This window comes from Amycolatopsis sp. NPDC051372, from assembly GCF_040682095.1.
Classification (GTDB): domain Bacteria; phylum Actinomycetota; class Actinomycetes; order Mycobacteriales; family Pseudonocardiaceae; genus Amycolatopsis.
Genome location: NZ_JBFBAF010000037.1, coordinates 24,680 through 37,279, shown reverse-complemented (window position 1 = coordinate 37,279; position 12,600 = coordinate 24,680). Strand labels below are relative to the sequence as shown.

Here is a 12,600-nt window from a genome sequence, read left to right as displayed (position 1 = left end):
GGTGCCATAGCAGACGAGTGGATCACGGGGTGATCGGGTTCCCGGCCTTGCGCAGGCGTTCGCGTTGTGGCAAAACACCTTTGCCGCACACGGCGTGGCTACTGGATTAGAGCCTGCCTGGTGCCTACCGTCCTGCTCTAACGCCGGTGGTTGACATAACTCTCATTCTCGGGTTGAGGGTCAGGGTTGCGGCCCCGGTGGGCAGCACGAGCACATCACGATCAGGAAGGCGGCCACGATGACGCCCCCGCACAACTACCTTGCGGTGATCAAGGTCGTCGGCATCGGCGGCGGCGGCGTGAACGCCGTGAACCGGATGATCGAGGTCGGCCTCAAGGGTGTCGAGTTCATCGCGGTGAACACCGACGCGCAAGCACTGCTCATGTCCGACGCCGACGTCAAGCTCGACATCGGCCGGGAACTGACTCGCGGCCTCGGTGCCGGCGCCGCCCCCGAGGTGGGGCAGAAGGCCGCCGAGGACCACCGCGAGGAGATCGAAGAGGTCATCAAGGGCGCCGACATGGTGTTCGTGACCGCCGGCGAGGGTGGTGGCACCGGCACCGGTGGCGCCCCCGTGGTCGCGCAGATCGCCCGCAAGCTGGGCGCGCTGACCATCGGCGTGGTGACCCGCCCGTTCACCTTCGAGGGCAAGCGCCGCGGCAAGCAGGCCGAGGACGGCATCCAGTCGCTGCGCAACGAGTGCGACACGCTGATCGTGATCCCGAACGACCGGCTGCTGCAGCTCGGCGACATCGGCGTGTCCCTCATGGACGCGTTCCGGTCGGCCGACGAGGTGCTGCTGTCCGGTGTCCAGGGCATCACCGATCTGATCACCACGCCCGGTCTGATCAACCTCGACTTCGCCGACGTGAAGAGCGTGATGTCCGGCGCGGGGTCCGCGCTCATGGGCATCGGCTCGGCGCGCGGCGAGGGCCGGGCCATCCAGGCGGCGGAGAAGGCGATCAACTCGCCGCTGCTCGAGGCGTCGATGGACGGCGCCCACGGCGCGCTGCTGTCGATCGCGGGCGGCTCCGACCTGGGCCTGTTCGAGATCAACGAGGCCGCGTCGCTGGTGCAGGAGTCGGCGCACCCCGACGCCAACATCATCTTCGGCACGATCATCGACGACTCCCTCGGCGACGAGGTCCGCGTCACGGTGATCGCGGCCGGCTTCGACGCCGGCGCGCCCACGCACAAGAAGCTCGACCCGCCCGCGTTCGGTTCGCGCTCGGGCGGCACCACGGCGTCGGCCTCGGCCGGGCACGTGGGCGGCTCGCAGCCGCCGGCTCCGTCGGGTGGCGCCACGCCGGTGCCGCCGGCGAGCAGCTCCGGCTACCCGGTGGCGCCGCCGCGCACCCAGCCACCGCTGCCGCAGCCCGGCACCCCGCCGGGCGGCCTGCCCCAGCCGGGCGGCGGCTCGCGCGGTTACTCGCCGATCGGCTCCGGGCCCACGACCGGCAGCCTGCCGAGCCGTCCGGCCACGGTGCACGACGACCCGTCGGACGACGAGGTCGACGTGCCGCCGTTCATGCGCCGGTAGGGAACCCGTTCACCGCGAAGGCCACCTCGACCCGCCGTCGAGGTGGCCTTCGGCGTGTTCCGGCGTGCTTTGGAAGGATGGCCGGGTGCGAGTACGACGAGTCGTGACGACCAGGGCGGGCGGGGCTTCCCGGCCGCCGTACGACAGTTTCAACCTCGGCGACCACGTCGGGGACGAAGAGGGCAACGTCTTCGCGAACCGCGAGCGGCTGGCTTCCGAGCTCGGCCTCGCGAAGGAGCGGCTGGCGTGGATGGAGCAGGTGCACGGCCGCACGGCCACCGTGGTGGACGGCACCGAGACCCGGGCGGCGGAGGCCACCGACGCGCTGGTGACGGACAAGCCGGGCGTCGCGCTCGTGGTTCTCGTCGCCGACTGCGTGCCGCTGCTGCTGGCCGACCCCGAGGCGGGCGTGGTCGCGGCGGTGCACGCCGGACGCGTGGGCGCGCGCATCGGCGTGGTCCCGGCGGCGGTGGAGGCCATGCGTGGCCTTGGCGCCGAACCGGCCCGCATCGAGGCGCTGCTCGGCCCGGCGATCTGCGGCGCTTGTTACGAAGTGCCCGCCGACATGGCGGCCGACGTCGAGAAGCACGTGCCCGGAAGCGCCTGCAAGACCCGCCAGGGCACGACGGGGCTCGACCTGCGCGCCGGGCTGTGGCGTCAGCTGGCCGGGCTCGGTGTCGGGCGCATCGGCGTTGATCCGCGGTGCACGGCGGAGGACAAGACGCTTTTCAGCTACCGCCGCGACGGGACCACCGGCCGGATCGCCGGGATCACGTGGCTGGAGGCGGCGTGAGCACCCGATCGCGCCGGCCTGCGCGTGCCGCCGACCAGGTGCGGGTGTCCCGCAAAACATGGGAGGCGGCATGAGCGAGGCCGCCCGGCGGGACGAACTGGCGGCCTCGCTGGCCGCGATCGAGGACCGGATCGCCGCGGCGTGCGCGGCCGCGGGACGCGCGCGCGACGAGGTGCGGTTGGTCGGGGTGACCAAGACCTTCCCGGCGTCCGACGCGGCGCTTCTCGTGGATCTGGGGCTGCGTTACCTGGCCGAGAACCGCGACCAGGAGGCCGGTCCCAAGGCTGCGGAGGTCGGGCAGCTGCGCCCCGACGCCGCGCCGCGCTGGCACATGGTCGGCAGCCTGCAGCGCAACAAGGCGCGCTCGGTCGTGCGCTGGGCGGCGGAAGTCCAGTCGGTCGACTCGGCGCGGCTGGCCGACGCGCTGGGCCGCGCGGCGGGCACCGCGCGGGAGGCGGGGGAGCGGGCCGATCCGCTCGACGTCCTCATCCAGGTGAGCCTCGACGGCGACCCGGCGCGGGGCGGCACACCCCTGTCCGACCTCGCCGCGCTGGCCGACCACATCACTCACGTGAGTGAGCTCAGGTTGCGTGGCGTGATGGCCGTCGCACCCCGGGAAGAGGATCCGGGCAGGGCCTTTGCCCTGCTTGCCCAGGTGTCGGAGCGACTTCGCAAAGATCACCCGAATGCCGCAGAAGTCTCCGCCGGGATGAGCCATGATCTCGAACAGGCGATCACGCACGGCTCGACATGTGTGCGTGTCGGAACCGCACTGCTCGGTGGGCGCGGTTTAGCCTCGCCGTAGGGAGTCCGCGTGGCCGTCACGTTTCGTGATCGGTCGGGTGGGGTAGCACGGTGCGGGAGCGGTTAGGGCTAGGGAGAGGCATGAGCGCGCTGCAGAAGCTGAAGGCCTACTTCGGGATGGTGCCCGCGGACGAGGACGGCTACGACGTCGAGGACGAGGACTACCGGCGTGACTACGACGACGAGTACGACTCCTACGACGAACCGCCGGCGCGATCGCGCTCACGGTACCGTGAGGCCGATGACACTTACGACGAGCCCGCTTCGCGGGCCCGGTCACGGTCGGTCACCGCTGCGGAACCGACCACGCACGGCGCTCTCGCCGTGGACCGCCAGCCCGAGCCCGTCGCCCGGCTACGGCCGGTCACCGAGCCCGTGCGCGCGCCCGTCCGCGATCCGTTGAGCCGCATCACCACGCTGCACCCGACGAGCTACGTCGAGGCGCGCGCGATCGGCGAGCACTACCGCGAAGGCATCCCCGTGATCATCAATCTCACGGAGATGGAGAACGCGGACGCCAAGCGGCTCGTCGACTTCGCCGCGGGGCTCGCGTTCGCGCTCCGGGGGTCGATGGACAAGGTCACCAACAAGGTGTTCCTTCTCTCACCGCCGGATGTCGACGTGACCGCGGAGGACCGCCGGCGGATCGCCGAGGGCGGACTTTTCCTGCGCAGCTGAAGTGCGGCTGAAGTCCGGCAGACCGCTGGGCGCAGCCAGACGTGATTTTGTCGACTCGGCGCCACGCCGGGGCTGCTGGCTGCGACTTCCCCCGGCGTCCCCCGCTAGAGTGGTCGAGTGAATGCTGTGTGGCTGGTGGTCTGGTACGTGCTGTTCGCCTTCTGGCTTCTGTTGACGGCGCGTATCGTGATCGAGCTCGTGCGGACCTTCGCACGAGAGTGGCGTCCCGCCGGAGGGGTTGCGGTCACGCTCGAGACCATCTACACAGTGACCGACCCGCCGGTTCGTCTGTTCAGACGAATGATCCCGATGGTTCGGATCGGCGGGATGGGACTGGACTTATCGATTATGGTGCTGCTGTTGGTTGTGTTCTTCGCGATGCAACTGGCAACTCCCAGGTGATCGGGGAAACCTGGGTGGACCCTGCAGGCCATGGAGTGCGTGAGGTGATCTGATGTCGTTGACCCCCGCTGACGTGCATAACGTCGCGTTCAGCAAGCCGCCCATCGGCAAGAGGGGCTACAACGAGGACGAGGTGGACGCGTTCCTCGACCTGGTGGAGACCGAGCTTGCCCGGTTGATCGAGGACAACAACGAGCTGCGCCAGCAGATCGAACAGCTCGACAACGAGCTGGAGTCGACCCGGGGCGAGCTCGAGAACGCGAAGGTGAGCGGTCCTCCGCCGGTGCGGGACGAGCCGTCCCGCCGCCTGGCGCCCGTGCCGCCGCCGGCTTCGGCGATGGAGCAGACGCAGGCGCACTCGATGGTCGGTGACAGTGGTGAGCCGAACGTGCAGGCCGCCAAGGTCCTCGGCCTCGCCCAGGAGATGGCCGACCGGCTCACCGCCGAGGCGAAGACCGAGTCCGACGGCATGCTGGCGGAGGCGCGGACCAAGTCCGAGCAGCTGCTTTCCGACGCCAGGGCGAAGTCCGACTCGATGGTCAACGAGGCGCGCACTCGCGCCGAGACCATGCTGAACGACGCGCGCACGCGCGCCGAAACGCTCGAGCGCCAGGCGCGCGACAAGGCGACCACCATGGAACGCGAGTCGCAGCGCAAGTACACCGAGACGATGAACAACCTGAACGCCGAGAAGGGTTCGCTGGGCAAGAAGATCGAAGAGCTGCGCACCATCGAGCGCGAGTACCGCACTCGCCTGCGCGGCTTCCTCGAGTCCCAGCTGCGCGAACTCGACGATCGCGGGTCCGCGGCCCCGGCCTCGGCGTCGTCGAACTCGGGCCAGTCCTCCGGCTCCAGCAGCGGCCAGGGCTACTCCTTCGGCCCCCGCGCCGAAGCCGGCTGAGGTTCTTCGCTTCTCTGAGTCTCTGACTTGGCTGATGCCCCGCCGGATCCCCGCTCACCGGGGATCCGGCGGGGCTTCGTCATGCGCGTCGAACGGGTCGTCGTCCTGCGGTTTCCGCATTTTCGGTAGTCGGGTAGTGGCAATTCGTGATCGGCGTTTTCGGACGGCTTGGAATGCCCCTGCGCATTAGGTGATGGAATGCGCACGGAATGTCGCGGGCGTGAATTCCGGGATGGGCTTTCGGGCCGGGAAACTGCCCGTTCGGGCCGACCTTGATCGCAAGTTTTTTCCGGGTGGCCTGGCGATTTCCGGTTGTTGCTCCGAGGCGGTGCGCACGGAGTGCGCCGGCCCGCTCGCGCTCTGCGAGACCGGGGTTCGCTCGGTCGGCTTTGCGGCGCCCGACGCGCCCGGGGTCCGGACCGACTTTCCGTGACGTGAGCCTCGCCTGACTCGCGAGGCGCTGGCTCGCCGGGAGCGGACCGGTTCGGCGAGCGCGGCGACCCACGGCGGGCAGGTGTCCTCGGCGCCCCTGATTCGGGAGGGCTTCGGCTCGTTGGGTGCGTCGGGTGGAGTGTTCGGGTTGGCCAGTTCGAGTGGGTGTGCCGGAGATACCCCGGGGTTGGCGAGTGCGGTGCCGCCGCCGCAAGTGATCGACGGCAGGGCGAGTCTTGCGGCTGGGTGGAAGTAGTTTTCCTCGGCGCTCGGCGCGAGTACTCGACCGCCGGGCGAAGCCGGAGTGCTGCCGTTCGGTTCGGTGAATCCGGTGGCGCCCGCGGTTGGCGCGGCGTCGGCCCAGCGGGAGTGGGCGCGTCCGGTCGGTCCGGTGTTGCGGTGGATCGCCGGTTTGTGCGGTTCGGCGCAAGTGATCAACCGCTTGGCGACTGGGGGCCGGCGGGTGAGTGGTGGGGTGGTTGTCGCTGGGGGTGGTGTGGATCTTGGGGGCGGGGGCGGCGGTGGGGTGGCCACGGAATGCATCCGGTGCGGTACCCGGCGTGGGCGGGTCGTGTCCCGGGATCCGGGTTTCGCGTGCTGTAATTCAGCGTGCTCTACATCGTCCTCGTTCTGGTGCTGGCGGCGCTCGCGCTGCTCGTCACGGCGCTCATCACGGCAACCTCGCTGTGGGCGTGGGTCTCGATCGGCCTGTCGGTGCTCGCCGGGCTGATCCTGCTCGTGGACTGGCTGCGGCGGCGCAACCGCCCCGAGCCGGGCGAGGCCAAGGCGGCCGTCGAGGACGCTGGGGCGGGTGAGAAGGCCGCCGAGGTCGAGAATTTCGACGCCGAGCAGACCGCCCTGCTGCCTTCGCGGGGCGAGCTCGGCAACCTGGCCGACGTGCCCGAGCCCGAGATCGAGCCGGCACCCGAGGCGGAGGCCGAAACCGCGCCCGCACCTCAGCCGGCCGGAGCCGCCGCGGACAGCGATGCCACCGTGGACACCTCCGCAGCAGCCAAGGAGACCGCGACCACCGCGACCGCCGAATCCTCGACGGCTGCGACGGCCGCGACCGCTACCGCCGCGACGGCCGAGCCGGCGACCGCCGCCGCCGAAAAGGCGCCTGTCCGCGAAACCCCGCCTGCCGAGGAAAACACGAGCGCCGAGGATCTCGCGGTCGTCAAGGAGCTCGAGGACGTGGTCGTGGTGGTCGACGAGTACCCCCGCTACCACCTCGTCGACTGCCCCTGGCTCTCCGGCCGCGACACCATCCCCATCGGCGTCGGCGAGGCGCGCCAGCTCGGCTTCACCCCGTGCGCGCGCTGCGGTCCCGACGCCGTCCTCGCCGCCGCGCACCGCTGACCGGCCGCGCGCTAAATCCCGAGGATCTCGCCCAGTGCGGCGCTTCCCGCGGGCGTCAGCCGGACCGCGCGATGGGCCTGAGTGCGGCGGCGCAGCCAGCCCGCGTCCAGCAACCGCTCAGCAACGGCCGCACCGAGCGCACCCGCCAAGTGGTGCCGCTGTTCGCTCCAATCCAGACAGAAGCGCAACAACGGCCGCCGCGCTGCGGAAGCCGCCTCGAGATCGACGCCCAAAGAAGCGAACACCGCCGGAGCGGCGGGCCCCAATGCATACGGATGATCCTGTAGCTGCGCGGAAATCCGGTCACCGGGCCGACGCGCAGTGCTCGGGTCACCGTCCACAGTGATCAGTGCGTCGTGCGAAACCAGGGCCGCCGTGATGGCGACGCCCAGCTGACCGGCGACGTGGTCGTAGCAAGTCCGCGCCGAGCGCAAGGCGCCCGCCCGCGTGCCTTCGCGCAGCGAACGGACCGGTCGCGCAGGGGAGAACCGAGCCAAAGTCTTCAACAGCTCCGGGGCCGGGCCGGCGATGCGGTAGAAGCGGTGCCGGCCGGAGCGTTCGGCCGTGACGAGCCCCGCGTCGAGCAGTTTGGCCAGGTGGGAGCTCGCGCCCTGGGCCGACAAGCCCGCCTCGGCGGCCAGCACCGACGCGGCCAGCGCGCGGCCGTCGCCCAGGGCGAGCAGCACGCGGACCCGCGCAGGGTCGGCGAAGAGGGCCGCGGTCGCGGCGATGTCTGCGTCTCCGTCCACGATGTCCAGGGTGCACCCGCGACACTTCCACCGCGACGGAAGCGTCCACGAGGTCCACTGGGGACCATGAGACCGGCGCTCCTGATCACCCTGTGCACCGGGATGTTCCTGGTGCAGCTCGACGTCACCGTCGTCAACGTCGCCCTCCCCACCCTCGGCGAGCAACTCCACGCAGGACTGACCGCGCTGCAATGGGTCGTCGACGGCTACTCCGTCGTCCTCGCGGCGCTGCTGCTCGCGGGCGGCGCGCTCGGCGACGTCCTCGGCCACCGCGGCGTGGTGCTCACGGGGCTGGTGGTGTTCGGCGTCGCGTCCGCCGCGTGCGGGTTCGCCCAGTCCGCGTCCTGGCTGATCGCCGCCCGGGCCGTACAGGGGATCGGCGCCGCGCTGCTGCTGCCGGGCACACTCGCCGTGATCAACCGGCAGTGCCCGGATCCGAGCACCCGAGCCCGCGCCCTCGGTGTCTGGGCCGGCGTGTCAGCGCTCGCCTTGCCCGCCGGCCCGCTGCTCGGCGGGGTGCTCGTCTCCCTCGCCGGCTGGCGACCTGTCTTCCTGCTCAACGTGCCGATCGTCGTGGCAGCGGCGCTCGCCGTCCGGAAGCTGGTCCAACCCGGCGCCCGCACACCCGGCCGCATCGACCTGCCGGGTGCCGCCACGGCCGCCCTCGCCCTCGGCGCCGGCGTCTACGCCGTGATCGGACACCAGCCCGTCGCCGCCGTCATCGCCGTGACGGCGGCGGCGACATTCCTCGTCGTCGAGTACCGCTCCGCCGACCCGATGCTGCCCCTGGGCCTGCTCAAATCCCGCCGCACCGCCGGCGCCACCACCATCTCCGCCGCCATGAACTTCGTCGGACTCGGCGCGGTCCTTGTGTTCACCCTCTACCTGCAGAGCGTGCTGTACCTGAAACCGCTCGACGCGGGACTCGCCCTGCTCCCGCTCTTCCTGCCCCTGGTCCTGCTCGGCCCGTTCAGCGGCCGCCTCACCGCGAAGCTCGGCCCCCGCTCGCCGATCATCGGCGGACTCCTCCTCGGAGCGACCGGCCTCGGCGCACTCCTGCGCGTCGACACGACAACGACTTACCCCACCCTCCTGCCCGCGCTTCTCGGCCTCGGCGCAGGCATGGGGCTGCTCACCGCCGCCGTCGTCACGGCCGCCGTCACCGACGCGCCTCCCGAACGCGCGGGCGTCGCCGGCGGCGTCAACAACGCCGCCCGCCAAGCCGCCGGAGCACTCGGCGTCGCGGTTTTCGGCGCAGTCGCGGGAGATCCGGCGAACCACCCGGCCTTCGTGCACGGCCTCCACACCCTCGGCGTCATCGCCGCCGCACTCTGGCTCGCCGCCGCGGCCCTCGCCGCCGTCACCACCGGACCCCGGGCCACCGCAAACGCGGTTGCGCACCCGGGCTAACCTGGTACCAGCAAGGCGTCGATCCGGCCATCACCGGGGAGCCTCCGGAAGAACGGGGCGCGTGCGTCCCCAGTAGACCCGGACGGGGCGGCCCGTCACAGCCGACGAACGAGTGGCCCGGCAGTACGAACGCCGGGCAAGCGGGGTGGTACCGCGTGACGCGCGAGCGTCTCGTCCCCGTGTGGGTGACCGGTAGGCACCGGTCATCCGTACGCGAGCGACGAACGCAAGGAGCGCACCCCGATGTACCCGAAGGCCCAGGTGGACGGCGAGACGTCGGTCCCGGCCCAGCCGTCGTTCCCCGCGCTGGAGCAGCGCGTGCTCGAGTACTGGGAGACCGACCGGACGTTCCAGGCCTCGATCGACGCGCGCCCGGCCGGGGCGAACGGCGACAACGAGTACGTGTTCTACGACGGCCCGCCCTTCGCCAACGGCCTGCCGCACTACGGGCACCTGCTCACCGGGTACGTGAAGGACATCGTCCCGCGCTACCAGACGATGAAGGGCAAGCACGTCGACCGCCGGTTCGGCTGGGACACCCACGGCCTGCCCGCCGAACTCGAGGCGATGCGACAGCTCGGCATCATGGAGAAGGAAGAGATCGAGGCGATGGGGGTCGCCAAGTTCAACGACGCCTCCCGCGAGTCCGTGCTGCGCTACACCAAGGAGTGGGAGGAGTACGTCACCCGCCAGGCGCGCTGGGTCGACTTCGACAACGACTACAAGACGCTCGACCTGCCCTACATGGAGTCGGTCATCTGGGCGTTCAAGCAGCTGTGGGACAAGGGGCTGGTGTACGAGGGCTACCGCGTGCTGCCCTACTGCTGGCGCGACGAGACGCCGCTGTCCAACCACGAACTGCGCATGGACGACGACGTCTACCGCACCCGCCAGGACCCGGCCGTCACGGTCGGGTTCCGCTTGGAGGGCAACGGGAACGAGCTCGACGGCACGTACCTGCTCATCTGGACGACCACGCCGTGGACCCTGCCCTCGAACCTCGCCACCGCCGTGCACCCCGAGGTGCGCTACGTGGTGGTGGAGAGCGAGAACTTCCCCGGCAAGCGGTTCCTGCTCGCCGAAGCCCGCGTCGGCGCGTACGCGCGCGAGCTCGGCGAAGAGCCGACGGTCGTGGCGCACTACACCGGTGCGGAGCTGCTCGGAAACCGTTACGCCCCACCGTTCCCGTACTTCCTCGGCCGCGAGAACGCGCACCGGGTCCTGTCGGCGGACTACGTCACGACCGAAGACGGCACCGGCGTCGTGCACATCGCTCCCGCCTACGGTGAAGAGGACAAGGTCGTCACCGACGCCGCGGGCATCACGCCGGCCACCCCGGTCGACGCGCGCGGCCGTTTCGACGCGACCGTGCCCGACTACGAGGGCCAGCAGGTGTTCGAGGCCAACCCGAACATCATCCGCGACCTCAAGAACGGCACGGGTTCCGCCGCGCAGCAGAGCCCGATCCTGTTGCGCCACGAGACCTACGAGCACCCGTATCCGCACTGCTGGCGCTGCCGCAACCCGCTGATCTACCGGGCGGTGTCGTCGTGGTTCGTCGCGGTGACGCAGTTCAAGGACCGCATGGTCGAGCTCAACCAGCAGATCACGTGGTACCCGGACAACGTCAAGGACGGCCAGTTCGGCAAGTGGCTGGAGAACGCCCGCGACTGGTCGATCTCCCGCAACCGCTACTGGGGCTCGCCGATCCCGGTGTGGCAGTCGGACGACCCGACCTACCCGCGCACCGACGTCTACGGTTCACTCGACGACCTCGAGCGCGATTTCGGGGTGCGGCTGGACAACTTGCACCGGCCGTACATCGACGAGCTGACCCGGCCGAACCCGGACGACCCGACCGGGAACTCGACCATGCGCCGCGTGCCCGAGGTGCTCGACGTGTGGTTCGACTCGGGCTCGATGCCGTACGCCCAGGTGCACTACCCGTTCGAGAACGCCGAGTGGTTCGAGCACCACTACCCGAGCGACTTCATCGTGGAGTACATCGGGCAGACGCGCGGCTGGTTCTACCTGCTGCACGTGCTCGCGACGGCGCTGTTCGACCGGCCGGCGTTCCGCACCTGCATCAGCCACGGCATCGTGCTCGGCTCCGACGGGCAGAAGATGTCGAAGTCGCTGCGGAACTACCCGGACGTGACCGAGGTGTTCGACCGCGACGGGTCCGACGCCATGCGGTGGTACCTCATGGCGAGCCCGATCCTGCGCGGCGGCAACCTCGTCGTCACCGACCGGGGCATCCGCGACGCCGTGCGCCAGGCTGTGCTGCCGCTGTGGAACTCGTACTACTTCCTCGCCCTCTACGCCAACGCCGAGGGCGTGGAAGGCCGGTGGCGTACGGATTCGGCGCACCTGCTCGACCGCTACGTGCTCGCGAAGACCCACGAGCTCGTGACGGACGTCGAGTACGCGCTGGACAACTACGACATCGCCGGCGCGTGCCAGACCGTGCGCGACTTCCTGGAGGTGCTCACGAACTGGTACGTGCGCCGTTCGCGCGACCGGTTCTGGGCGGGTGACCAGGACGCGATCGACACGCTGCACACGGTGCTCGAGGTGACCTCCCGCGTCGTCGCGCCGCTGCTGCCGCTCACGACCGAGACGGTGTGGCGCGGCCTCACCGGCGGCCGTTCGGTGCACCTGACCGACTGGCCGAGCTCGCTCGACCTGCCGGCCGACGCGGCGCTGGTCACGGCCATGGACCGCGTGCGGCAGGTGGCGTCGACGGCGCTCTCGCTGCGCAAGGCCAACAAGCTGCGCGTGCGGCTGCCGCTGGCGAAGCTGCTGGTCGCGGCCGAGGACGTGGAGGCGCTGCGCGAGTTCACCGACATCCTGCGCGACGAGGTGAACGTGAAGTCGGTCGAGCTGACCACCGACGTCGCGGCGCACGGCTCGTTCGAGGTCGCCGTGAACGCGCGGGCGGCCGGGCCGCGGCTGGGCAAGGACGTGCAGAAGGTCATCAAGGCCGTGAAGGCCGGTGACTGGACCACGAACCCGGGCGGCGTCGTGGTGGCGGCAGGGGTCGAGCTGCTCGAAGGCGAGTACGAGCGGCGCTTGGTGGCCAAGGACGGCGGCGCGGCGGCCGAGCTGCCGGGCGGCAGCGGGCTGGTGCAGCTCGACACCGAGGTCACGGCCGACCTGGCCGACGAGGGCATCGCCCGTGACCTGGTGCGCGTGGTGCAGCAGGCCCGCCGCGAAGCCGGCCTCGACGTGTCCGACCGAGTCGCGCTCACGATCGACCCCCCGGACGAGGTCGTGGCCGCGGTGCGCAAGTTCGAGGAGTTCGTGGCGTCGGAAACGCTGGCCACCTCGGTGACCTACGGCGACGCTCCCGAGGGCTTCGAGGGCACTGTCGGCGACGGCGTGAAGGTCCGCGTGGCGGTCGAGAAGGCGTAGCGAACCGGCCTTCCCGGCGTTGATCACGAATCGGCGTCGGGAAGGCCGCTTTCTCACCTGTAACGCCTCTTGTCCGTCAGCGATGGGCAAGCTGGGCCGAGTGCGCGCACGTCGCACG

The 12,600-nt window shown here is 70.6% G+C and carries 10 protein-coding genes; 9 read left to right on the top strand and 1 reads right to left on the bottom strand.

The window, feature by feature from the left end; genetic code table 11:
• Positions 1-238 precede the first annotated feature (238 nt).
• The 7 genes from ftsZ (at position 239) to AB0M56_RS40955 (ending at position 6,909) form a co-directional block, all read left to right on the top strand.
• Positions 239-1,540 carry a cell division protein FtsZ gene (ftsZ, locus tag AB0M56_RS40985; RefSeq protein ID WP_364186365.1) on the top strand — a complete coding sequence of 434 codons (1,302 nt, stop codon included), beginning with the start codon at positions 239-241 and terminating at the stop codon, positions 1,538-1,540.
• 85 nt (positions 1,541-1,625) lie between these two features.
• Complete coding sequence (pgeF, locus tag AB0M56_RS40980) at positions 1,626-2,333, top strand: peptidoglycan editing factor PgeF (protein WP_364186363.1); 708 nt, start codon at positions 1,626-1,628, stop codon at positions 2,331-2,333.
• 70 nt (positions 2,334-2,403) lie between these two features.
• Positions 2,404-3,138 (top strand): YggS family pyridoxal phosphate-dependent enzyme, encoded by a 735-nt coding sequence (locus AB0M56_RS40975; protein ID WP_364186362.1) that lies wholly within the window; start codon positions 2,404-2,406, stop codon positions 3,136-3,138.
• A gap of 80 nt (positions 3,139-3,218) precedes the next feature.
• Complete coding sequence (gene sepF, locus AB0M56_RS40970) at positions 3,219-3,815, top strand: cell division protein SepF (RefSeq protein WP_364186361.1); 597 nt, start codon at positions 3,219-3,221, stop codon at positions 3,813-3,815.
• Between the two features lie 126 nt (positions 3,816-3,941).
• On the top strand, positions 3,942-4,217 hold the full coding sequence (locus AB0M56_RS40965) for a YggT family protein (protein WP_091616814.1): 276 nt from the start codon (positions 3,942-3,944) through the stop codon (positions 4,215-4,217).
• A 52-nt stretch (positions 4,218-4,269) separates the two neighbouring features.
• Positions 4,270-5,118 (top strand): DivIVA domain-containing protein, encoded by an 849-nt coding sequence (locus AB0M56_RS40960; RefSeq protein ID WP_364186359.1) that lies wholly within the window; start codon positions 4,270-4,272, stop codon positions 5,116-5,118.
• 1,041 nt (positions 5,119-6,159) lie between these two features.
• Positions 6,160-6,909, top strand: coding sequence for a hypothetical protein (locus AB0M56_RS40955; protein ID WP_364186357.1), 750 nt, complete (start codon positions 6,160-6,162; stop codon positions 6,907-6,909).
• Positions 6,910-6,920: 11 nt separating this feature from the next.
• Here the strand turns inward: AB0M56_RS40955 and AB0M56_RS40950 are convergent, their stop codons facing one another.
• Positions 6,921-7,658, bottom strand: a complete 738-nt coding sequence (locus tag AB0M56_RS40950) for a metalloregulator ArsR/SmtB family transcription factor (RefSeq protein ID WP_364186355.1) — start codon at positions 7,656-7,658, stop codon at positions 6,921-6,923.
• A gap of 66 nt (positions 7,659-7,724) precedes the next feature.
• Between AB0M56_RS40950 and AB0M56_RS40945 the strand changes: the two genes are divergently transcribed.
• Positions 7,725-9,068 (top strand): MFS transporter, encoded by a 1,344-nt coding sequence (locus tag AB0M56_RS40945; RefSeq protein WP_364186353.1) that lies wholly within the window; start codon positions 7,725-7,727, stop codon positions 9,066-9,068.
• 243 nt (positions 9,069-9,311) lie between these two features.
• Complete coding sequence (gene ileS / locus AB0M56_RS40940) at positions 9,312-12,482, top strand: isoleucine--tRNA ligase (RefSeq protein ID WP_364186352.1); 3,171 nt, start codon at positions 9,312-9,314, stop codon at positions 12,480-12,482.
• The last annotated feature ends 118 nt before the right edge of the window (positions 12,483-12,600 follow it).